A 22131-nucleotide genomic window follows, 5' to 3' on the forward strand; every position below is an offset into this window, starting at 1 on the left:
ACTGCTGAGGCGAGTGCGGTCAACTTGATTAGGGCCGGGTATCCGCGACCTTCTTTCCAACCGACAGGGAGGCCGCCATGGCTGAGCAACAAGAATCCATCATCAGTCGCGCCGCCATCGCCGGGCACCCGTTGCACCCGATGATGATCCACTTTCCGGTGGCCGCGCTGCTGGGCCTGGTGGCCACCGATTTCGCCTACTTCTGGACGACCGACCCGTTCTGGGCGCGCGCCAGCTTGTGGCTGGCCGGCGTTGGCGCGGCGGGCGGCTGGATCGCCAGCATCGCCGGGATGATCGACCTGCTGACCGTGCGGCGCATCCGCCAGAAGATCAGCGCCTGGTGCCACGCCATCATCGCCGTGATGATGTTGTCCCTGGCGTCGCTGAACTGGATGCTGCGCTATCGCCACGGCGAGGACGGTTTCGAAATCTGGGCGTTCTACCTGTCGTTGTTCACTGCCGGGCTGATCGCCATCGCCGCGTATCTGGGCGGGCGTCTGGTCTATGAGCATGCCGTGGGTGTCGACGTCGAGTAGGTCCGGCTGAGGCCCGCCTGCATTCATGGGTGGGTAGCTCCTGGTTCAGAAAGGTTTGGCGAGCACCAGCCACAGGGTGGCGGCAATCATGCCGAAGGTGATGCCGCCCAATGCCGCGCAGGCGACGGTCAGGGCAGGGCGGGGCTGGCGCTCGCATTGCAGGATCAGCAGGCCGCACAGTGCATGGCAGATGACCATCACCGCCACGGCAGTGAGCTTGGCCACCAGCCAGACGCCAAAGGTGCCGTCGCGCAGGAACAGCGCGGTGCCACTGCCGATGGCAATCAATGCAGCCGGTGTGGCGACCAGGGTGAAGGTCGTGCGGTTGAGCTCAGGATGGCCCAGGCGCTCGGTGCTCTCGGCGCCACGACAGCTCGCGGCGACCAGTGCGGGCAGGTACAGCAGGGTGCCGCACCAGGCGATCAGCGCGGTGAAATGCAGCAGTTTCAGCAGTGGCATCGGCGCCCTCCATTGCCAGTCGTCCTGAGGTCTGCCTGTGTGACTCTGGCGCGGGAAACCCGGTTCGACCTTTTCGCCGGGCGTGCGCGGCGGGTATCGGGGCTGCCGGCGAATTGCTGCGAGGCCCGTCGGCTGGGGCTTGCTGGCAGCCTGGCCAGCGTTGCGGGACGCCGTTGCAGCGACGCAGGTAAGTGCAGTTGTGTCACTGAATGTGTGGGCAATGTTGTCCGACCCGACAGGGTGTGACCCGTTGACCGGCGCGGCGCCGAGGCAGGCGTGGTAAACTTGGCTTCACCTCGCAGCCCTCGCAGCTGCTTACTGTCGCGCTGGCGGCAGCCACTTCCAGCTGGCCACCAGGCCGGGAGATCGGAACGATGCACACGACGCAGTTGGTCGATCCCTTTGGCCGACGCATTACCTATCTGCGACTCTCTGTGACCGATCGCTGCGACTTCCGCTGCACCTACTGCATGAGCGAAGACATGGTGTTCGCGCCGCGCTCGCAGATCCTCAGCCTCGAAGAGCTGTACAACGTCGCCGATGCGTTCATCGGGCTGGGCGTCAAACGTATCCGCATCACTGGCGGCGAGCCGTTGGTGCGCAAGAACCTGCTGAGCCTATTGCACCGCCTGGGCCAGCGCCCCGAACTCGAGGATCTGTCGATCACCACCAACGGCTCGCAGCTTGCGCACATGGCTAGCGACCTGCGCGCTGCGGGCGTCACCCGCTTGAACGTCAGCCTCGATTCGCTGCAGCGCGAGCGCTTTGCCGCCTTCACCCGTCGCGACATGCTCGACCAGGTGCTGGCTGGCATCGACGCGGCAGCCGCAGCGGGCTTCAAACGCATCAAGCTCAACAGCGTGGTACAGACCGGGCGCAACGACGACGAAGTACTGGGCCTGGTCGAATACGCCATGGCCCGTGGCCTGGACATCAGCTTCATCGAAGAGATGCCGCTGGGCAGCGTGGTCAGCCATCAGCGCGAGCAGACCTTCTGCTCCAGCGAAGTGGTACGCGAACGCATCGAAACGCGTCATGCGCTGGTGCGCAGCAGCCATGTCACCGGTGGGCCGTCACGTTATTGGCAGGTCGGCGGCAGCGACACCCGCGTAGGCTTCATCTCGCCGCACAGCAACAACTTCTGCGGCGACTGCAACCGCGTGCGCGTCACCGCCGAGGGCAAGCTGGTGCTCTGCCTGGGCCACGACAACGCCCTGGATCTGCGCGGCTTGATGCGCGCCCATCCCGGCGACAGCGAGCGCCTGCGCGAGGCCCTGATCGGTGCGTTGCAGCTCAAGCCCGAACGCCACCACTTCGAGACCGATGAGCAGGTGCAGGTCATACGCTTCATGAGCATGACCGGCGGCTGAGCCGTTTCACTTTCTTCGCCTTTTCGTCATCCAGACGAGCGGTTCGCGCCCAGGCGGCGCGGGCCTTTGCCCATGGCCGATTGAGCGCCACCTGACCGACCCGCCAGAATTTGCCCTGAACCTCCGCAACCGGCGCTCACTCCACTTAAGGGAGCGGCCCATACGGGCTTTTTTCTGAAGCGACGAGGAGATTCAAAGTGGATAACAAAGACGTTATTTCGGTACTGAATGACCTGATCGAAACCAGCAAAGACGGCGAGAAAGGCTTCAGCGAGTGTGCCGAAGACGTGAAGGAGCCGCGCCTCAAAACCTTCTTCGTGCAGCGTTCGCAGGACTGCGCCGGCGCAGCCGCCGAGCTGCAGCAACTGGTACGTGGCCTGGGCGGCGACCCGGAAACCAGCTCCAGCGTTTCCGGGGCACTGCACCGCGGCTGGGTGGACCTCAAGTCGCTGCTGACCGGCAAGAGCGAAGAGGCCATTCTCAACGAGTGCGAGCGTGGTGAAGACGTCGCCCTGAAGGCCTATCGTGAAGCCCTGCAGAAAGACCTGCCGAGCAACGTTCGCGTCGTGCTCGAGAAGCAACTGCAAGGCGTGCAGCGCAACCATGATCAGGTCAAGGCACTGCGCGACTCCGCGCGTGCCAGCTGATCGGCGCAGAGTTGAAACGAGGATGCCTGCGGGCATCCTTTTTTTATGCCCGCAATTCATGAGCAGGCCCTGCCTCGGCAGGTCTCTTCAAGCCCAGTTTTACCGGCGCAGCCGACGTTGCAAAGGGATTCGAAGCAGCCGTCGATAATGGTTCTTAATGACGTTCCGTGGTGTCTTTGTTACCCTATGTTTCTGTTTTTGCCGCCGACGCCCGCCGTCCGTTCATCCGCGCAGTAAAAGGCTCGATCCTCCATGACCATCCCCGCGCTTCTCGTCCGTACCACGGTCGCTCTGTGCCTGCTGTGCAGCGCTGCTGCCCAGGCCACCGACTACCCGCTCACCGTCACCGACCTGGCGGGCCGCCAGGTGACTATTGAACACGAGCCCAAACGCATCGTCCTGCAGGATGGACGCGATCTGTTCGGCCTGGCACTGCTCGACCGCGAAGACCCGTTCGCGCGCATCACGGTATGGAACAACATCATCAAGCGCTCCGATCCGAACACCTGGCAGGTCTTTCAGAAACGCTGGCCGCAGAGCGCCGGGCGGGCCACCGACATGCAGTTCGGTGACGAGGGCGACATGAACCTCGAAGCCGTGGTCGCCGGCAAGCCCGACCTGCTGGTGTTTCAGTTGCGCGCGCGTAAATCCCTGGAAGGCGCTGGCGTCGAGCGCAAGCTGGCGGCGCTGAAGATTCCGGCGATCTACGTCGACAGCGATCTGGATCCGGTGCCCAACGGCCAGCAGAGCGTGGCCCTGCTCGGCAAGGTGCTCAACCGCGAGGCCCGCGCCAGCGAGTACCTGGATTTCTACAAGGCGCGCCTGGCGAAGGTCGACAAGCTGATCGCCGAGCAGGGCAAGCGCCCGCTGGTATTCGTCGAGGCCAAGGCCGGGCAGGGCGGCGCCAGCAGTTGCTGCTTCACTCATGGTGACGTGTACTGGGGCAAGCTGGTACAGGCGGCCGGCGGCGATAACCTCGGCAGCCAACTGCTGCCCGGCGTGACCGGCGACGTCACCCTGGAAACGGTGATCAGCAAGAAGCCCGACGTCTACGTGATGAGCGGCACCCAGTTCTCGGGCAGTGCCTCGATCTCGCCACCCTTCGGCTTTGGCCCGACGGTGCAGCAGGCGGCGATCGACAAGGCCATGAAGCAACTGTTGCAGCGCCCCGGCATGCAGCAGTTGAGCGCGGTACAGCACGGTCGCGTGTATGGCGTGTACCACCAGTTCTATGCCAGCGCCTGGAACATCCTGGCGGTCGAGTACCTGGCCCAGGCCTTCTACCCGCAAGCCGCTGCCGGCCTGGATCACGCCGCCAGCACCCGAGCACTGCTGAGCATGACCGGCCTTGGCGAGGTGCCCGCGATTCTGTTCGGCCAGGCGCCGGCCGGTGAGTGACCTGGCGGCCGCTGCGGCGCCGGTCGATGCCGGCTATCAACAGCGCTACGCCCGCGCGGTCTGGCAGCGCAGCCTGCTGCTGATCGGCCTGTTGCTGGTGGCACTGCTTGCCTTCGTCGCGGATCTCGTCGTCGGTTCTGGCACCCTGAGCTTCGCCGATGCGCTGCAAGGCCTGTTCATGCCGGACCAAGTGGATGACTCGACGCGGGTCATCCTCTGGGAACTGCGCATGCCGATGACGCTCATGGCGGTGCTGGCCGGCACCTGCCTGGCGCTGGCCGGGCTGATCATGCAGACGGTGCTCGACAATCCGCTGGCCGAGCCCTTCACCCTCGGCATTTCCTCGGCGGCGGGCTTCGGCGCGGCGCTGGCGCTGACCTTCAACCTGTCCCTGGCGCAATGGCTGCCGGGTTTCGGCGCCGAGATGGTGGTGACGGCCAATGCCTTCCTGTTCTCGCTGCTCACCGTCGGCGTCATCCTGCTGCTGACCCGTGGGCAGATCGGCCTGCAGGCCATCACCCTGCTGGGTATCGCCGTGCATTTCGTGTTCAGCTCGCTACTGGGCCTCGTGCAGTACGTGTCCAGCGTCGACCAGCTGCAGAGCATCGTGTTCTGGCTGATGGGCTCGCTGCTGCACGTGACCTGGAGCAAGGTCGCGCTGTGCGCCGCCATCGCCCTGGTCGCGGTGCCGCTGGTGCTGATGCAGGCCTGGTCGCTGACTGCGCTGCGCAGTTTCGGCGAGCAGGCGGTGGTGTTCGGTATTCGCGTCAAGCGCGTGCGCACCAGCATGCTGGTGCTGGCCGCGCTGCTCGCCGGGGCGGTGACTTCGGTGGTCGGCATCATCGGTTTCGTCGGCCTGGTGGCGCCCCACGTGGCGCGCCTGCTGGTCGGCGAGGATCAGCGTTTCACCATCGGCGTGACCCTGGCCTGCGGGGTCATCTTCGTCACCCTGGCGTCGCTGGCCAGCAAGCTGATCGTGCCGGGCGCCGTGCTGCCCATCGGCATGGTCACCTCGCTGATCGGGCTGCCGTTCTTCATCATCTTGATCCTGCGCGACCGGAGGCTGACGTCCCGATGAGTTTCGTCACCGAGGATTATCGCGTGTCCATCGGCGGCCAGCCGATCATCCGCGACTTCGCCGTGCGTGCCGAAGCGGGCCGTACCCTGGCGCTGCTCGGCGCCAATGGCGCGGGTAAGTCGACGTTCATGAAGGGGCTATGTGGGCTGCTGCGTGCCGAAGGCTCGGCGACCATCGACGGCACCCAATTACTCGGCCTGGAGCCGGCGCTGCGCGCGAGGCTGATCGGCTATGTGGCTCAGGACATGGCCCACCTCGACGTGCGCCTGTCGACCTACGAATTGCTCCTGCTCGCGCAGCATGGTGGCGCGCGAGGCTGGTCGACCCAGCGCGACAGCCAGCGGCGCGCCAGTGAAGTGCTCGACCTGCTGGGCCTGCAACGCTTCGCTGAAAAGCAGCCGGGGCAACTGTCCGGTGGTGAGCGGCAGATGATTTCCCTCGCCCTGGCGCTGGTGCGCAGCCCACGCCTGCTGCTGCTCGATGAGCCGACCTCGGCGCTGGACCTGGCCAACCAGTTGCACATGCTCGAGGCGGTCAGCGCCTACACGCGCCGCGAGAACATCGTCACCCTGGCGATCTTCCATGACATGAACCTGGCCAGCCGCTATGCCGACGACGCGCTGATGATCGACCGGGGCCGCGTGCACGGCTGCGGCACCACCGACCAGATGCTCACCCCCGAGCACCTGGCCGCCGTGTACGGCGTCGATTGCCGCACCCTGAGCGTGGACGGTGGTGCCTATACCGCGATCTATCCGGTGGCGGTGATCGGCACCTAACCCGGGTATCGCTGCGCTCAACCCGAGCTACAGGCCGTAGCCTGAGTCGAGCGCAGCGACACCCAGGTTGGTTTCAGAGTGCTGGCAGAAGAGCAACAGTAGATGCTTCACCCGCCTGTGGGAGCGGGTGGGGACGCCTGGGCCATGCCCGCGAACGCTGCGCGGGCATGGCCCGTTCCCACAAATACTGCGCGATGTCCGCTCCCGCCACTTAGCCGCCAAAGTCGACGAACCTGGGCTTGAAGATTATGAACAGGCTCTAAGGCGCGCTCTCGATGTAAGGCTGCAGCGTTATCGCAATCTGCGCGTCAGCCATCGCGGCGGTGCACGCTGTTCCCCGCCGCAAAGGTCTCTTTGATCACCCGGTCATCGCCCAGGGTGATCAGCGCAAACAGTCGCTCGGCCAGATTGCCGCTCTGCTTGAGACGGTAGTCGATCAGCGGCGTGGCCTGGTAGTCGAGTACCACGAAGTCCGCGTCCTTGCCGGCTGCGAAGTTGCCGATGCGCTCGTCCAGATACAGCGCCCGGGCGCTGCCCAGGGTGGCCAGGTACAGCGACTTGAACGGGTCGAGCTTCTGGCCCTGCAACTGCATGATCTTGTAAGCCTCGCTGAGCGAGCGCAGTTGCGAGAAGCTGGTGCCGGCGCCGATGTCGGTACCCAGGCCGACGCGTACCTTGTGCTGCTCCATGCGCTTGAGGTCGAACAGGCCACTGCCGAGAAACAGGTTGGAGGTCGGGCAGAAGGCCACCGCCGAGCCGGTCTCGGCCAGGCGCTGGCATTCGGCGTCGCACAGGTGTACGGCGTGGGCGAACACCGAGCGTGGGCCGGTGAGCTGGTGCTTGTCGTAGACGTCCAGGTAGCCGCCGTTGTCCGGGAACAGCTCCTTGACCCACTCGATTTCCTGGCGGTTTTCCGACAGGTGCGTGTGCAGATAAAGGTCCGGGTACTCGCCCAGCAGGCGTCCAGCCATGGCCAGCTGCTCCGGCGTGCTGGTCGGTGCGAAGCGCGGCGTCACCGCGTAATGCAGGCGGCCCTTGCCGTGCCAGCGCTCGATCAGTTCACAGCTGTCGGCGTAGCCGGATTCCACCGTATCGGTCAGCGCCTCGGGGGCGTTACGGTCCATCAGCACCTTGCCGGCGATCATGCGCAGGTCCAGTGCGCTGGCGACCTCGAAGAAGGCATCCACCGACTGCTTGTGCACGCTGCCGAACACCAGCGCGGTGGTGGTGCCGTTGCGCAGCAGCTCCTTGACGAACACCTCGGCCACTTCGCGGGCATGGGCCTGGTCGGCGAAACGCATCTCGGTCGGAAAGGTGTAGGTATTCAGCCAGTCGAGCAGTTGCTCGCCGTAGGCGCCGATCATGCCGGTCTGCGGGAAATGGATATGGGTGTCGATGAAGCCCGGGGTGATCAGCGCGTTCTCGTAATGGCTCAGGGCGACGCCGGCCAGGCGCGGCAGCAGGTCGTCGGCCGGGCCCACGTCGCGAACCTTGCCATCCTCGACCAGCAGGATGCCGTCCTCGAAATAGGCGTAGGACGCCTCGATACCGACCTCGGCCGGATCGGCCAGGCTGTGCAGGATGGCGCCGCGGTAGGCGTGGAGCGTAGTGGACATGGGGCCTCGATACAGATCCGATAGAGCGGTCCAGGGCGGTCGCGGGTTGCGACGCCGCAGGCGTGTGCGTATCGATGTGACGCGCACTGCGTTGAGCGTAGATTTTGCGGGACAAGGGCGGTGGCGACAACCTCGTCCGACGCGAATGTTGACCTGATGGTCAGGTGGTGGGGCGCGGCGCTGCGTTGTCGAGTTCGGGTCCCATGGTGTCGGCCTTGAGGGTTTCCGGCATGCCCATCAGCAGGAGCACGGCGCAGCCAGCCACCGCTGCCAGCACCAGGAAGGCGCTGTCGTAGCCGTTCGCCTCGGCGACATAACCGGCCAGACCGTTGCTCAGCGCCGCGCCGATGCCGAACACCAGGCTCACGCTGGCCAGGCTGACGTTGAAATGGCCGCTGCCGTGGGTCAGGTCGCGCACCATCAGTGGAATCAAGGCACCGAACAGGCCGGCGCCGATGCCGTCGAGCAATTGCACGGATACCAGCCAAACCGGATCGTCGCTCAGCGTGTACAACACGCCACGGATCGGCAGGATCAGAAAGCCGGCCAGCAGCAGCGGCTTGCGCCCCCAGCGATCGGCGCGGGCACCGACCAGCATGGCCGCTGGAATCATCACCAGTTGGGCGGCGACGATACAGGCCGAGATCAGCGTGGTCGCCAGCTCCGGATTGGCCAGCGCGAGTTTCTGCCCCACCAGCGGCAACATGGCGGCATTGGCCAGGTGAAACAGCGCGCAGCACAGCGCCAGCAGCACCAGCGGCGGTTGGGTGAGCAATTGGCGCAGTGGCGTCATCGCCGAGCCGCTTTCACGGCCCCGGGCCTGGTCGGCGTCGATGGCGCGGGCGGGAATGCTCAATGCCGACAGCAGGCTGAGCACGGCCATGGCGGTCATCAGATAGAACACCGCGACCGGCCCCCACAGGTAGGCGAGCAGACCGGCGAGCAGCGCGGCTGTGGCGTTACCGGCGTGGTTGAAGGATTCGTTGCGGGCAATACGGCGGGTAAACGCCTTCGGCCCGACGATGCCCAGGGTGATGCCGGCCAGCGCCGGGGCGAACACCGAGGAGGCCATGCCAGCGGCGATCTGGCTGACCGCTACCCAGGCGAATTGCGCCTGCCACAGGGTGACCAGGCAGGCGAGGGTGACCAGAATGGAGGCAGCTGCAACCAGCAGGCGCTTGTCGCGCACCCAGTCCACCAGCGCGCCCGCGGGAATCTGCGCGGCCAGGCCGGCCAGCCCACCGAGGGCCATGACCAGGCCGATGTCGCCGGCCTGCCACTTGTGTACCGAGAGCAGGTAGATCGCCAGATAAGGCCCGAGGCCGTCGCGAACGTCAGCCAGAAAGAAATTCAGGCGATCCAGTTTCGCTGCGCATGCGTACGTCTGCATGGAGAACCTCAGGCGAAGAAAACGCGCCAGGCGATTGCGCTGGCCTGGCGATTGGATGCCGGCGAAGCGGCGGCGTTCCCTGTACGCATGCGCGAGGCTTGCTGGCATCTTGGCTGTGCTAAACTCCCGGCCCTTCTGGCCATTGGCCAGGCCTCACGCTCCCCAAGCATCGCGCCTCAAGGACATTTATGACGCTGTGCGCCGCTGACCTCCCTGCCATCCTGGTTGCCGTCTCGGCGAGTGCCTGCGCATGCGTCTGAAATCCATCAAGCTGGCGGGCTTCAAGTCCTTCGTCGACCCCACCACGGTTAACTTCCCCAGCAACATGGCGGCGGTGGTCGGCCCTAACGGCTGCGGCAAGTCCAACATCATCGATGCCGTGCGCTGGGTGATGGGCGAGAGCTCGGCGAAGAACCTGCGCGGCGAGTCGATGACCGACGTCATCTTCAACGGCTCCAACACCCGTAAACCGGTGACCCAGGCCAGCATCGAGCTGATCTTCGACAACAGCGACAACACCCTGACCGGCGAGTACGCGGCTTTCGCGGAAATCTCCATTCGCCGCCGAGTGACCCGCGACAGCCAGAACACCTATTTCCTCAACGGCGTGAAATGCCGACGGCGCGACATCACCGACATCTTCCTCGGCACCGGCCTGGGCCCGCGCAGTTACTCGATCATCGAGCAGGGCATGATCAGCAAGCTGATCGAGGCCAAGCCCGAGGAGCTGCGCAACTTCATCGAAGAGGCGGCGGGCATCTCCAAGTACAAGGAGCGCCGCCGCGAGACCGAGAGCCGTATCCGCCGCACCCAGGAGAACCTGGCGCGCCTGACCGACCTGCGTGAAGAACTGGAACGCCAGCTCGAGCGCCTGCACCGTCAGGCCCAGGCGGCCGAGAAGTATCAGGAGTACAAGGCCGAGGAGCGCCAGCTCAAGGCGCAGCTGACCGCGTTGCGTTGGCAGACGCTGAACGAGCAGGTCGGCCAGCGTGAGGCGGTGATCGGCAACCAGGAGGTTTCCTTCGAGGCGCTGGTGGCCGAACAGCGCAACGCCGACGCCAGTATCGAGCGGCTGCGCGACGGCCACCATGAGCTGTCCGAGCGGTTCAACCTGGTGCAGGGCCGCTTCTATTCGGTGGGCGGCGATATCGCCCGGGTCGAGCAGAGCATCCAGCACGGCCAGCAGCGCCTGCGCCAGTTGCAGGACGACCTGCGTGAAGCCGAGCGCGCGCGCCTGGAAACCGAATCGCACCTGGGCCACGACCGCACCCTGCTGGCTACCCTCGGTGAAGAACTGGCCATGCTCGAACCGGAGCAGGAAGTCACCGCGGCGGCTGCCGAGGAGTCCGCCGCCGCGCTGGAAGAAGCCGAGACCGGTATGCACGGCTGGCAGGAACAATGGGAGGCCTTCAATCAGCGCAGCGCCGAGCCGCGCCGCCAGGCCGAGGTACAGCAGTCGCGTATCCAGCAGCTGGAACAGAGCCTGGAGCGCCTCGGTGAACGCCAACGGCGCCTGGGCGATGAGCTGCAGCAGCTGGCGGCCGACCCGGAAGATGCGGCGATCATCGAGCTGGGCGAGGAGATCGCCGTCGGCGAGCTGGACCTGGAGCAAGTGCAGGAACAGGAAACCGAGCAGGCCGAGCGCCTGCAGCAATTGCGTGACGAACTGCAGCACACCGGCCAGGCCCAACAGCAGGCCCAGGGCGAGCTGCAACGCCTCGATGGTCGCCTCGCGTCTCTGGAAGCCTTGCAGCAGGCCGCGCTGGACCCCGACAAGGGCACGGCGCAATGGTTGCGCGACAACGGCCTCGAGCAGCGCCCGCGCCTGGCCGAAGGCCTGCGGGTGGAGGCCGGCTGGGAGCTGGCGGTGGAAACCGTGCTCGGCGCCGACCTGCAGGCCGTGCTGCAGGACGATTTCGGCGGGCTGGATTTCGCCGCCCTCGAACAGGGCGAATTGCGCCTGGTGTCGGCGGCCGGTAATGGTCAGCGCATCCCCGGCAGCCTGCTGGACAAGGTCGAGTCACCCGTGGACCTGGCGCCGTGGCTGGGCCGCGTGCGCCCGGTCGAAAACCTCGATCAGGCCCTGGCCGAACGCGCCACGCTGGCATCCGGGGAAAGCCTGGTCAGCCGCGATGGCTATTGGGTGGGCCGGCACTTTCTGCGTGTGCGGCGTGCCAGCGAGGCGCAGAGCGGCGTACTGGCCCGGGCGCAGGAGCTGGAGAGCCTGGCTCTGGAGCGGGACGAGCGCGAGGCCGCGCTGGCGCTGCTGGAGGAAAGCCTGCAGGCCCTGCGCCAGCGTCAGCGCCAGGAAGAAGAATTGCGCGAGCAGCAGCGCCGTCAGTTGCAGGATCAGGCGCGCCGCCTGGGCGAGCTGAAGGCGCGGCTGTCGGCCGGGCAGGCCAAGGCTGAGCAGTTGGTGCTGCGGCGTCGGCGCATCGAGGCCGAGCAGCAGGAACTGGCCGAGCAGCGGGCCATGGAAACCGAACAATTGGGTGAGGGGCGTCTGTATCTGCAGGACGCCCTCGACAGCATGGCCCTGGATACCGAGCAACGCGAAAGCCTGCTGGCCAGCCGCGATGCCCTGCGCGAGCAGCTCGATCGCGTCCGTCAGGAGGCGCGCCAGCACAAGGATCACGCCCATCAGTTGGCCGTGCGCCTGGGTTCGCTGCGCGCCCAGCACGATTCCACCCGCCAGGCCCTGGAACGCCTCGAGCTGCAATCCGAGCGACTCACGGAAAAGCGCGAGCAGCTCGACCTGAATCTGGAGGAGGGCGCTGCGCCGCTGGAAGAGTTGCGCCTGAAACTCGAGGAGCTGCTCGAACGGCGCATGGGCGTCGAAGAGGAGTTGCGCCTGGCGCGCCTCGCGCTGGAAGATGCCGACCGCGAGCTGCGTGACGCCGAGAAACGCCGCACCCAGGCCGAGCAGCAATCGCAATTGCTGCGTGGCCAGCTGGAGCAGCAGCGCCTGGAATGGCAATCGCTGAACGTCCGCCGCAAGGCCCTGCAGGACCAGTTGCTGGAAGAGGGTTTTGATCTGCACGGCGTGCTTGCCACCTTGCCCGAGGACGCCGGCGAGACAGCCTGGGAGCAGGCCCTGGAACAGATGGCCGGGCGTATCCAGCGGCTTGGTGCGATCAACCTGGCGGCTATCGAGGAGTATCAGCAGCAATCCGAGCGCAAGCGCTACCTGGATGCCCAGAACGCCGACCTGGTCGAAGCACTGGAAACCCTGGAAAACGTCATCCGCAAGATCGACCGGGAAACCCGCAACCGTTTCAAGGAAACCTTCGACCAGATCAACGCCGGCCTGCAGGCGCTTTTCCCGAAAGTTTTCGGCGGTGGCAGCGCTTATTTGGAACTCACCGGCGAAGATCTACTCGATACCGGGGTGACCATCATGGCGCGTCCACCGGGCAAGAAGAACAGCACCATCCATTTGCTGTCCGGCGGGGAGAAGGCATTGACGGCGCTGGCGCTGGTATTTTCGATCTTCCAGCTCAATCCGGCGCCGTTCTGCATGCTCGACGAAGTGGACGCTCCGCTGGACGATGCCAACGTCGGGCGTTACGCGCGGCTGGTCAAGGAGATGTCGGAAACCGTGCAGTTCATCTACATCACCCACAACAAGATCGCCATGGAAATGGCCGACCAGTTGATGGGCGTGACGATGCACGAGCCCGGTTGTTCGCGTCTGGTTGCGGTGGATGTGGAGGAAGCTTTGGCGATGGTGGACAGCTGAGAGGGCCGAACACGTTTTTTGTCGCGTAAAAACCGGCCGCAGTGGCGGTTTTACAGTGTTTTGCCGGTGTAAAGTTGCCTTTCGTCGTGCTAGCTTAATGGCCACTTTTGTTGCACGTGGGAAAACGCCAGTCAGAACATGGAGTTGGCGCCACGTTTCAAGGTCATCATGACGGGCCAGGACGCCTTTTTTTCATCAATTTTTGCTTTAGGGGTCAGGACATTTCATGGAATTCGGTCTACGCGAGTGGCTGATCATCATCGGTATCATCGTCATCGCCGGCATCCTCTTCGATGGCTGGCGGCGCATGCGCGGTGGCAAAGGCAAGCTCAAGTTCCGGCTCGACCGCAACCTGCCCAATCTTCCCGACGACGATAGCGATCCCGACGTGCTCAGCCCGCCCAGGGTGATCGAGCGCAACCAGGAACCCTCGCTGGACGAAGACGACCTGCCGTCGATGAGCGCCCGTGACGTCAACAACCGTCGTCGTGGCGAGCCGCGCCAGGGCGACCTGGACCTGACCGCCGACGAGCCGGTGCCGACGCTGCTCAGCCCGGTGGACGACGAAGACGACGCGCGCACCAGCGTTTCCGCCAAGCAGAGCGACAAGGATTTGCCGCCGGTCGAGGAAGTGCTGGTGATCAACGTCATCGCCCGCGACGAACAAGGCTTCAAGGGCCCCGCGCTGCTGCAGAACATCCTGGAAAGCGGCCTGCGGTTCGGCGAGATGGACATCTTCCATCGTCATGAGAGCATGGCTGGCAACGGCGAGGTACTGTTTTCCATGGCCAACGCGCTGAAACCCGGCACCTTCGACCTGGACGACATCGAAGGCTTCAGCACCCGTGCGGTAAGCTTCTTCCTCGGCCTGCCAGGCCCGCGTCACCCCAAGCAGGCCTTCGACGTGATGGTCGCTGCAGCGCGCAAGCTGGCCCACGAACTCAATGGTGAGCTCAAGGACGATCAGCGCAGCGTGCTGACCGCGCAAACCATCGAACATTACCGTCAGCGCATCGTCGAATACGAACGCCGCCTGTTGACGCAAAAACGCTGAAAGAAAGCGGCACCGACGAGCCTCAAGCTACAAGCCCAGCGCTTGGCTTGAGGTTTTTCGTTTCTGTGCCCTGGCCGTGGCCCGCCGAGAATGACCCGCATGAAAGATTTCGCCCAACGTATCCTCGAACTGCGTAACGAACTGGACGCGCACAACTACCGCTACTACGTGCTCGACGAGCCGAGCGTGCCCGACGTCGAGTACGATCGCCTGTTCCGCGAACTGCAGGCCCTCGAAGCCGAGCACCCTGAACTGGTAACGCCCGATTCGCCGACCCAGCGCGTTGGCGGTGAGGCGCTCAGCGCCTTTGGCGAAGTGCGCCACGAAGTGCCCATGCTCAGCCTTGGCAACGCCTTCGAAGAGGACGACCTGCGGGCCTTCGACCGTAGCGTGCAGAATGGCCTCGGCGTGCAGGGCGGCGACCTGTTTGGCGGCGGTGCCGAGGTCGAATACAGCTGCGAGCCCAAGCTCGACGGCCTGGCGGTTAGCCTGCTGTACCGTGATGGCAAGCTGGTACGCGGCGCCACCCGGGGCGACGGTACCACCGGCGAAGACATCAGTGTCAATGTGCGCACCATTCGCAACGTGCCGCTCAAGCTGCAGGGCAGTGGCTGGCCGGACGTGCTGGAAGTGCGCGGTGAGGTGTTCATGTCCCGCGCCGGATTCGAGCGTCTCAACGCTGCCCAGGCCGAGATCGGCGGCAAGACCTTTGCCAACCCGCGCAATGCCGCGGCCGGCAGCCTGCGCCAGCTGGATTCGAAGATCACCGCCAGCCGCCCGCTGGAATTCTGCTGCTACGGCCTTGGCCAGCACAGCGCCGAGCCAGCGCCGACCCAGGTCGGCATGCTGCAGCGCCTGAAGACCTGGGGCATTCCCATCAGCCCCGAACTGAAGCTGGCCAAGGGCGTGGAAGACTGCCTGGCCTACTACCGCGACATCGGCGAGCGGCGCATGAGCCTGCCCTATGACATCGATGGCGTGGTGTTCAAGGTCAACAACATCGAAGACCAGCAGCAGCTTGGCTTTCGCGCCCGTACGCCGCACTGGGCCATCGCCCACAAGTTCCCCGCCATGGAAGAGCTCACCGAGCTGCTCGACGTAGAATTTCAGGTTGGCCGCACCGGCGCGGTCACGCCAGTCGCGCGGCTCAAACCCGTGAAGGTGGCAGGCGTGACGGTGTCCAACGCCACGCTGCACAACATGGACGAGGTGGCGCGCCTCGGGGTGATGATCGGCGACACGGTGATCATCCGCCGCGCCGGTGACGTGATTCCCCAGGTGATGCAGGTGGTCACCGAGCGCCGTCCCGAGAACGCGCGCCCGGTCGCGGTGCCGGAGCATTGCCCGGTGTGCGGCTCGGCGGTGGAGCGCACCCAGCTGATCAAACGCAGCAAGGGCCGCGAAACGGTCAGCGAAGGCGCCGTGTATCGTTGCGTCGGCCGCCTGGCCTGCGCCGCCCAGCTCAAGCAGGCGATCATTCATTTCGTGTCGCGACGCGCCATGGACATCGAAGGCCTCGGCGAGAAGAGCGTCGAGCAGTTGGTGGACGAGGGCCTGGTCGGCTCGCCAGCCGACCTCTACACCCTCGAGTTCGAACAGATCGTCGGCCTCGAAGGCTTCGCCGAGGTATCCAGCCGCAAGCTGCTCGACGCCATCGCCGACAGCAAGCGTCCGAGCCTGGCGCGCTTCATCTACGCCCTTGGCATTCCCGATGTGGGTGAAGAGACCGCCAAGGTGCTGGCGCGCTCCCTCGGTTCGCTGGAGCGTGTGACCCGGGCATTGCCCGAAGTGCTGACCTACCTGCCGGACATCGGCCTGGAAGTGGCCCACGAGATCCACAGCTTCTTCGAGGATGCGCACAACCAGGCGGTGATCAAGCACCTGCTCGAACGCGGCCTGGAGCTGCAGGACCAGGGCGAGCTGGCGGCCGAATTCGCCGCCAGCACCACGCTCGGTGGGTTGCTCGACAAGTTGAACATTCCGTTCGTGGCGGTCACTGGTGCGAAGAACCTGGCCGAGCGCTTCAAGACGCTGGAATCGGTGATCACCGCCGACTGGCTCGACCTCAGCGCCATGAAAGGGCTCAACGAGAAAGCCAGGCAGTCGGTGCGCGAGTTCTTCGCCAGCGCTGAGAACGCCAGTCGCGCGCGAGCCATCGAGGCGCAACTGCGTGATTTCGGCATGCACTGGGAGAGTGAGAAGAAGGTCGTCGAAGGCCTGCCACTGGCCGGCCAGACCTGGGTGCTGACCGGCAGCCTGGAGGTGATGAGCCGTGATGTCGCCAAAGACAAGCTGGAAAGCCTGGGCGCCAAGGTGGCCGGCTCGGTATCGGCGAAAACCACCTGCGTAGTCGCCGGCCCCGGCGCCGGCTCGAAGCTGGCCAAAGCCACCGAGCTGAACATTCCGGTGCTTGATGAGCAGACGTTCATCGCCAAGCTGGGCGATTACGGTATCGCTGCCGAGTAACGGCATAGCCGGCGCGGTATCTTTAGTGATCGAAGCACCGCAGATACGGCGCTATGCGAACTGATCCGTCATGCCCGGCCTGTGGGAGTGCGCATGTGCGCGAAATCACGGGCATGGCCCGTTCCCACGGATAGTCCAGCGCGTAGCCCGGGTCGAGCGCCGCGACACCCGGGATTTCCTGGGTTTCGCTGCGCTCAGCGCCAGGCTACGAGGTCAGCGTGGCTACAACCCATCAGCCATGGCTCATCAATAATCCGTTCTCAACCGCCCGCCACCATCATCCAGAACGAGGTCCCGACCCCGACGATGCTTTCCCCGGCTACCAGCCCAGCCGCGGCGGCAATGGTGAAGCGCTCGCCGAGGCTACGCCAGCCTGACTGAAACACCCAGGCGAGCAGGGCGCCGATCGCCATCATCAACGAGATCGACGCCGGGATGATGAACGCCAGGCCAAAGGCCGCCGAGCTCGGCAGCAGTCGGGCAAAGGTCGACTGCACGGGCAGGCTTGCTTCCAGCACGCCGAACACCATGCCGCACAAGGCGCCCGCCAGCATGGCCCAGCGAATGCTCACGTCGAGAGAATCGAGGCCATAACCCAGCACTTCGGCGACCGCTTTCCAGGTGGCGACGGCGGGCGCCGGCCATTGTTGGGTGATCAGCATCCCCTGTGGGTCTGGAATCAGGATTTGATAGACCAGCACGCCGACGATGCTGCCGACGAGAATGCCCAGGCATTGGGCGATCAATTGGTTGTAGGGCTTGGCGCCGATGGCGTGGCCTACTCGGAAGTCGTTGAGCAGGTCGGTGCACTGGCCGGCGGCGCCGCCGGCGGTGTTGGCGGCCATCAGGTTGACGCTGACCTGCCCTGGCGCGATCACCCCGAACGTCAGCTGCGACAGCTGCCCGGTGGCGCCAATCGGCGGAATACCGGTCGCCCCGACCACCCGCGCGGCCATGCAGGCGAGGGCCACCGCCAGCGGCACGCTGAGCAGCGCCATCAGTGGGTCGATGTCGAACAGCAGCACCTGCAGGGTCAGTACCAGCAAGGAAGCCAGAACCAGCATCAGCAGCGGCAATTTGGCAGGCCTCTGCCGGTGCGTTTCGCCAGTAGCACGGGCGATGCGCCGGCTCGCCGCGAAGCGTATCGCCAGTGAGGTCAGGGTGGCGCAGACCAGCAGGGTCACGCCGGGCCACAGCAGCCATTCCACCAGCAGGGCGAACTGCGGGCCGCCGGCACCGTCGGCAAGCGCGACCAAGCCACTGCTCAGCAACCACGGCGCCAGGCCGCCCCAGGCGATCAGGGCACCGAGCAGCAGCGACAGGCCGACGCGGATGCCGATGATGCCGCCAAAGCCGATCAACAGCGGCGACGGGTCGAGGTTGAAGGTCAGCCGTTCCAGCTGCGCACTGGGCGACCAGCGCGGCAGGCTGTAGAGGAAGGTATCGGCCCATTTCACCAGCCCGCCGAGCAACGCGGCCGCGCCGAGCACGCAAAGGCGCTGCAGCGCATCGCGGCCATGGTTGTAGACCTGCTGCATGGTTTCCAGGGTGGCGACCGCCTCGGGGAAGCGCAGGCGAGTGTCCTCGACCATGCTGCGGCGCAGGTACCAGGCCACCCAGATCCCCAGAAAGCTCACCGAGAATACCCAGGCCACCAACGGCAGGGTGGGCAGCTGGTGCCCGGTCAGCAGGGTGTAGGCCGGTATGGGCGCCACCAGGCCGCCGGAAATGATCGAGGCGGCAGCCGACGCAGTGGTCTGGTTGATGTTGCTTTCGCGCATGCTCCAGGCGGTACCCAGGCGCCAGCGCAGCAGGCTTTGCCAGATGCCGTAACTGACCAGCAAGGCGATGATCGACATGTTGAACGACCAGCCGATCTTCAGGCCCGAATAGATGTTCGACGGCGTCAGCAGGGCGCCGAGCAGCACACCGGAAAACAGCGCGCGGAAGGTGAGTTCGCGGTCGGCGAGCATGGTGAGCCTGCATCTGACGAATGTCGTCGTTTGAGGCGGCCAGTGGGCGGGGGTTCAGTCTTAAGCGGGGGAGGTGCTGCGGTTGGAGCAGCGGGGCGCTTCAGCGCCCCGCCGTTGGATCAGTTGACCGCGTCGGTCAGGGCCTTGGCCGGTACGAACTTCACGACCTTCTTGGCAGCGATTTCGATGGCCTTGCCGGTCTGCGGGTTACGACCGGTGCGAGCTGGGCGCTCGCTGACCTTGAGTTTGCCGATACCCGGCAGGGTGATTTCACCACCATTTTCCAATGCGTCGCTGACGATCTCGCTCAGCTGGTCGAGTGCCGCACGGACGGTGGTCTTCGGCGTGTCGATGGCTTCTGCGATGTCACCGATCAATTGGTCTTTGGTAATGGCCATGTGCTTGCTCCTTGGGGATGAAAAGTCTGGCGCCAAATGACGCCGCTACTCAGAGATGATCGATCCAGGCGGTTCTGCCCGATCGGTCAGGCTTCATTGTGACCTACCTGTAGCCGGTTAATTCCCGTCACGGTGCTCAATTGCGGGCATTTACAGCCGTTTGGTGCGGGCGGTCACGGCGTTCGGGATGCCAAACCTGCGGGCGGTTGGTCGGGCTGTCACTGCGATCTTGGAACCGCTGCTTCGCTTCGGGCATGGAAAAGCGTTGCTTGTCGATCACCATGCCTGCGCGAAACGAGATGGCACTAGCGGAGTTCGGTGCAATCATCAGCGATCTCCAGCAGCCCGGCCCAGGTCACGCGGGGATGGCGGCAAACCGCGCCGTCTCGTGACCTGATGCGAAGGTGCAGTTGGACTCGCATCTGCACGCTAAGTGCTTGAAGCAGTTGTAAGTTCGGCACAAGCCGGTACAATGGCGCCGGCTCACTGCATGGTGAGCCGCGTTATGGTGGTCCTGCCGGTCCCCCCGCAACGATTACCCGTGAACCTGGTCAGATCCGGAAGGAAGCAGCCACAGCGGGAACATTGTGTGCCGGGGTGTGGCTGGCAGGATCGCCTCCATCTCCAGACCCGTTCGGGTCAATCATTTCGCAAATACAGCCTCGGCGCTCGGTGTCTACCGCAGCGGCGTCTTCTGCTGTCCGTCGTTTCTGCTCCGGGTAAGCGATCTGTCGTTTTGGCCATGAAAAAGCCCGTCGCAGGGACGGGCAAAGGGTGACACTGGAGAGGTGGCGCTGACTCAGAGAATCGACAGCGGGTAGTTGAAGATCAGGCGGTTCTCGTCGAACTCGTTGTTGCTGTAGTCGCGGCGGATGCTCGCGTTACGCCAGCGCACGCTCAGGTTCTTGAAGGCGCCGTCCTGGATGACGTAGGCCAACTCGGTCTCGCGGCCCCACTCCTTGCCATCGTCGGTTGCAGCGGTGTGCACGTTGCTGCCGCTGATGTAGCGGTTCATCAGGGTCAGGCCCGGGATACCGATGCCGGCGAAGTTGAAGTCGTGGCGTACCTGCCAGGATTTCTCCTTGGCGTTGTCGTAGGACGAGTTGTAGCTGTCGTTGGCCAGGGTGCCGCCACTGGTACCGTTGACGCGCATCCAGCCGGTGTCGCCGGTAACCTTCTGCAGGCCGACATAGAAGGTATTGCTGCCGTACTTGGCGGAGAACAGGCCCGAGTAGGTCTTGTTGTCCAGCTTGCCGGCGCGCGCGGAGCCGTCGTCTTCACCCTGGAAATAGCCGAGGTTGGCGCCCAGGGTCCAGTCGCCGATGGGCTGGCTGTGGGTCAGTTGTAGGTACTGCTGCTCGTAGACGTCCCTCAGCTCGGCGCCCCACAGGCCGATCATGGTGCGGTCGCCGTTGAACTTGTACTCGCCGCCGACGAAGTTGAAACGGTTGGAGTCATTGGCTGCACTGTTGCCGCCCAGGAACATGTTTTCCATGCTGGCGTTGTTGCGTTCGCTGTTCTGGCGGAACTGGCCGCCGTACAGCGTCAGACCGGCGATTTCGTTGGAGGTGACCTGGGCACCTTCGAACGTTTGTGGCAGCGAGCGGCCATCGTCGGCACGCAGGATCGGCAGCACCGGCATCCACTCACCAATCTTCAGTTCGGTCTTGGAGATCCTGGCCTTGACAGCCAGTGCCAGGCGACCGTAGTCGTCAGCCGGGCGGCCGTCGTCATGGCGCGGCAGTAGACCGGTGCCGTAGGTGCCGCGACCACCGTCGAGCTTGAGCGAAAGCATGCCCAGCGCATCGACACCGAAGCCGACCACGCCCGGCGTGTAACCGGAGCGGGTATCGAGAATGAAGCTCTGGGTCCATTCCTCGGCCTTGCTCTGCGGCGCCGCCGCGCTTGGGCCTTCGGGGTTGGTGAAGTTGCGGTTGATGTAGAAGTTGCGCAGGTTCAGCGACACCTTGGCGTCGTCGACGAAGCCCTCGGCGTGGGCGCCCATCGGCAGGGCGAGAGCAACGCCGAGCGCGAGCAGCGAAGGAGTGAGCAAGCAGCGGCTGCGAACTGCGATTTCGATCGGTTTCATGACGATTTTCCTTTTCTCAGGACGCACGAGTCCTGCCGCCTGGGCGGAAGCGTTTTCTGTCATCGATTGGTGGAGTTGGCCCGACTGGGCGCTCCGTTACAGCACAGGCTGGGCAGTTTGCCTGCCCAGCCGGGTTATCAGGGTTGCTCGATACCGACGCTGTCCGGCGAAATCTCGATGGCCTTGGCCTTGTACATCGACCAGGCGGTGACCGACTGCCAGCGCTTGAGGAATTGCTCGGCTTCGCCGCCATCGAGGTTCAGGCTCTGCGCGCCGTAGTTCTTCAGGAAGCCCTGGAACTCTTCATTGGCCACGGCCTTGGAGTAGGCCTCGACCAGCTTCTGCTTGATGTCGTCCGGGGTGTCCTTGTGCACGAAAGCGCCCCAGAACGGGCCCCATGGCAGGTATTCACCGATGTCCGGCAGGGCCTTGGTGATCGGCTCGACGCCCGGCAGCTCCGGCACTTCCTCGGCGGCCATTACGGCCAGTGCCTTGAGCTTGCCGGAGCGCACCAGTTCCTGGGCGGCAGCCAGGCTCAGCGGCATGAAGTCGATGTGCTTGCCCATCAGCGCGGTGATGCCCGGACCGTCGCCGCCGAAAGTCACTTCGCGTACCTTCAGCTCGCCGACGGCATTGACCATGGCATGTACGGTGCTCGGCAAACCGCCAGCGCCGGTGGAGCCCATGCGCAGGGTGTCGGGTTTCTCCTTGGCGGCAGCCAGCAGCTCGGCCATGGAGTTGAACGGGCTGTCGGCGTTGGTGGCGATCACCACCACGTTCTGGCCAATGATGTTGACCGGGTAGAAGTCGCTGTAGTCGAACTTGGCCAGACCGAGCACCGGATACAGCTGCGGGTTCTCGGCGCCGAGCAGCAGGGTATAGCCGTTGGGTTTCTGCTGCATCACGTAGCTGCTGCCGATCACGGCGGTGCCGCCGGGGCGGTTGTTGAGGATCAGTTTGGTGCCCAGCTCCTTCTCGACATAGGGCACCAGGCTGCGCATCACGTTGTCGGTGGCACCGCCAGCGCCCCAGGGAATCACCGCCTGGATGCTGCGCTCCGGGTAGTCGGCATGGGCGGGCAGGGCGAGCGTCAGTGCACTAAGGGAAAATGCGACGCCGGTAAGTAGTTGCTTGAGCAT

General features: G+C 64.8%; 17 protein-coding genes and 1 other RNA gene. 10 read left to right on the plus strand and 8 right to left on the minus strand.

From position 1 onward, the window contains the following. Positions 1-77 precede the first annotated feature (77 nt). Entirely contained in the window at positions 78-536 is a 459-nt protein-coding gene (locus tag BVH03_RS20100; protein WP_075934809.1) for a DUF2231 domain-containing protein, read from the plus strand. A gap of 45 nt (positions 537-581) precedes the next feature. Here the strand turns inward: BVH03_RS20100 and BVH03_RS20105 are convergent, their stop codons facing one another. After that, complete coding sequence (locus tag BVH03_RS20105) at positions 582-995, minus strand: CopD family protein (RefSeq protein ID WP_075962829.1); 414 nt, start codon at positions 993-995, stop codon at positions 582-584. 374 nt (positions 996-1369) lie between these two features. Between BVH03_RS20105 and moaA the strand changes: the two genes are divergently transcribed. The 5 genes from moaA to BVH03_RS20130 all read left to right on the plus strand — a co-directional run bounded on the left by moaA (position 1370) and on the right by BVH03_RS20130 (position 6267). Further along, positions 1370-2365 carry a GTP 3',8-cyclase MoaA gene (gene moaA, locus BVH03_RS20110; RefSeq protein ID WP_075962830.1) on the plus strand — a complete coding sequence of 332 codons (996 nt, stop codon included), beginning with the start codon at positions 1370-1372 and terminating at the stop codon, positions 2363-2365. Between the two features lie 197 nt (positions 2366-2562). Continuing rightward, positions 2563-3012, plus strand: coding sequence for a PA2169 family four-helix-bundle protein (locus BVH03_RS20115; RefSeq protein ID WP_075962831.1), 450 nt, complete (start codon positions 2563-2565; stop codon positions 3010-3012). A gap of 252 nt (positions 3013-3264) precedes the next feature. Beyond that, entirely contained in the window at positions 3265-4410 is a 1146-nt protein-coding gene (locus tag BVH03_RS20120; RefSeq protein WP_083640128.1) for an ABC transporter substrate-binding protein, read from the plus strand. Next, positions 4403-5488 carry an iron ABC transporter permease gene (locus BVH03_RS20125; protein WP_075962832.1) on the plus strand — a complete coding sequence of 362 codons (1086 nt, stop codon included), beginning with the start codon at positions 4403-4405 and terminating at the stop codon, positions 5486-5488. Before BVH03_RS20120 ends, BVH03_RS20125 begins: the two co-directional genes overlap by 8 nt. Beyond that, a complete protein-coding gene (locus BVH03_RS20130) occupies positions 5485-6267 on the plus strand; it encodes an ABC transporter ATP-binding protein (RefSeq protein WP_075962833.1) in 783 nt (260 codons plus the stop codon). The genes BVH03_RS20125 and BVH03_RS20130 overlap by 4 nt, the downstream gene beginning before the upstream one ends. A gap of 308 nt (positions 6268-6575) precedes the next feature. Here the strand turns inward: BVH03_RS20130 and guaD are convergent, their stop codons facing one another. Beyond that, positions 6576-7883 carry a guanine deaminase gene (guaD, locus tag BVH03_RS20135; protein ID WP_075962834.1) on the minus strand — a complete coding sequence of 436 codons (1308 nt, stop codon included), beginning with the start codon at positions 7881-7883 and terminating at the stop codon, positions 6576-6578. 160 nt (positions 7884-8043) lie between these two features. Then, positions 8044-9273: an MFS transporter gene (locus BVH03_RS20140; protein WP_075962989.1), complete on the minus strand. Its 1230-nt coding sequence runs from the start codon at positions 9271-9273 to the stop codon at positions 8044-8046. A gap of 250 nt (positions 9274-9523) precedes the next feature. Between BVH03_RS20140 and smc the strand changes: the two genes are divergently transcribed. From smc to ligA, 3 genes are all read left to right on the plus strand, one after another. Continuing rightward, on the plus strand, positions 9524-13012 hold the full coding sequence (gene smc, locus BVH03_RS20145) for a chromosome segregation protein SMC (protein WP_075962835.1): 3489 nt from the start codon (positions 9524-9526) through the stop codon (positions 13010-13012). Positions 13013-13238: 226 nt separating this feature from the next. Beyond that, the gene (zipA, locus tag BVH03_RS20150) at positions 13239-14066 is read left to right on the plus strand and encodes a cell division protein ZipA (protein ID WP_075962836.1); all 828 of its coding nucleotides are present in this window, start codon (positions 13239-13241) and stop codon (positions 14064-14066) included. 99 nt (positions 14067-14165) lie between these two features. Then, on the plus strand, positions 14166-16532 hold the full coding sequence (gene ligA, locus BVH03_RS20155; protein WP_075962837.1) for an NAD-dependent DNA ligase LigA: 2367 nt from the start codon (positions 14166-14168) through the stop codon (positions 16530-16532). Between the two features lie 260 nt (positions 16533-16792). Here the strand turns inward: ligA and BVH03_RS20160 are convergent, their stop codons facing one another. From BVH03_RS20160 to BVH03_RS20170, 3 genes are all read right to left on the minus strand, one after another. Next, entirely contained in the window at positions 16793-18505 is a 1713-nt protein-coding gene (locus BVH03_RS20160) for an OPT family oligopeptide transporter (RefSeq protein ID WP_075962838.1), read from the minus strand. A gap of 119 nt (positions 18506-18624) precedes the next feature. After that, entirely contained in the window at positions 18625-18903 is a 279-nt protein-coding gene (locus tag BVH03_RS20165; RefSeq protein WP_013791713.1) for an HU family DNA-binding protein, read from the minus strand. A gap of 136 nt (positions 18904-19039) precedes the next feature. Further along, the gene (locus tag BVH03_RS20170; RefSeq protein WP_075962839.1) at positions 19040-19231 is read right to left on the minus strand and encodes a hypothetical protein; all 192 of its coding nucleotides are present in this window, start codon (positions 19229-19231) and stop codon (positions 19040-19042) included. 187 nt (positions 19232-19418) lie between these two features. Between BVH03_RS20170 and ffs the strand changes: the two genes are divergently transcribed. Continuing rightward, positions 19419-19515: signal recognition particle sRNA small type (gene ffs / locus BVH03_RS20175), an RNA gene on the plus strand. Between the two features lie 187 nt (positions 19516-19702). Here ffs and BVH03_RS20180 read toward each other — a convergent pair. Continuing rightward, a complete protein-coding gene (locus BVH03_RS20180) occupies positions 19703-20908 on the minus strand; it encodes an OprD family porin (RefSeq protein WP_371915378.1) in 1206 nt (401 codons plus the stop codon). 221 nt (positions 20909-21129) lie between these two features. Beyond that, on the minus strand, positions 21130-22131 hold the full coding sequence (locus tag BVH03_RS20185; RefSeq protein WP_075962841.1) for a tripartite tricarboxylate transporter substrate binding protein: 1002 nt from the start codon (positions 22129-22131) through the stop codon (positions 21130-21132).

This window comes from Pseudomonas sp. PA15(2017), assembly GCF_001945395.1.
Taxonomy (GTDB): domain Bacteria; phylum Pseudomonadota; class Gammaproteobacteria; order Pseudomonadales; family Pseudomonadaceae; genus Aquipseudomonas.

Excerpts from the sequence above, each read along its gene's own strand:
- BVH03_RS20130 (WP_075962833.1), top strand. The coding sequence starts at position 5,485 with ATGAGTTTCGTCACCGAGGATTATCGCGTGTCCATCGGCGGCCAGCCG.
- BVH03_RS20160 (WP_075962838.1), bottom strand. The coding sequence starts at position 18,505 with ATGCTCGCCGACCGCGAACTCACCTTCCGCGCGCTGTTTTCCGGTGTG.
- ligA (WP_075962837.1), top strand. The coding sequence starts at position 14,166 with ATGAAAGATTTCGCCCAACGTATCCTCGAACTGCGTAACGAACTGGAC.
- BVH03_RS20185 (WP_075962841.1), bottom strand. The coding sequence starts at position 22,131 with ATGCTCAAGCAACTACTTACCGGCGTCGCATTTTCCCTTAGTGCACTG.
- BVH03_RS20120 (WP_083640128.1), top strand. The coding sequence starts at position 3,265 with ATGACCATCCCCGCGCTTCTCGTCCGTACCACGGTCGCTCTGTGCCTG.
- smc (WP_075962835.1), top strand. The coding sequence starts at position 9,524 with ATGCGTCTGAAATCCATCAAGCTGGCGGGCTTCAAGTCCTTCGTCGAC.
- BVH03_RS20165 (WP_013791713.1), bottom strand. The coding sequence starts at position 18,903 with ATGGCCATTACCAAAGACCAATTGATCGGTGACATCGCAGAAGCCATC.
- BVH03_RS20180 (WP_371915378.1), bottom strand. The coding sequence starts at position 20,908 with ATGGGCGCCCACGCCGAGGGCTTCGTCGACGACGCCAAGGTGTCGCTG.
- BVH03_RS20140 (WP_075962989.1), bottom strand. The coding sequence starts at position 9,273 with ATGCAGACGTACGCATGCGCAGCGAAACTGGATCGCCTGAATTTCTTT.
- BVH03_RS20100 (WP_075934809.1), top strand. The coding sequence starts at position 78 with ATGGCTGAGCAACAAGAATCCATCATCAGTCGCGCCGCCATCGCCGGG.
- moaA (WP_075962830.1), top strand. The coding sequence starts at position 1,370 with ATGCACACGACGCAGTTGGTCGATCCCTTTGGCCGACGCATTACCTAT.
- BVH03_RS20105 (WP_075962829.1), bottom strand. The coding sequence starts at position 995 with ATGCCACTGCTGAAACTGCTGCATTTCACCGCGCTGATCGCCTGGTGC.
- BVH03_RS20170 (WP_075962839.1), bottom strand. The coding sequence starts at position 19,231 with ATGATTGCACCGAACTCCGCTAGTGCCATCTCGTTTCGCGCAGGCATG.
- guaD (WP_075962834.1), bottom strand. The coding sequence starts at position 7,883 with ATGTCCACTACGCTCCACGCCTACCGCGGCGCCATCCTGCACAGCCTG.
- zipA (WP_075962836.1), top strand. The coding sequence starts at position 13,239 with ATGGAATTCGGTCTACGCGAGTGGCTGATCATCATCGGTATCATCGTC.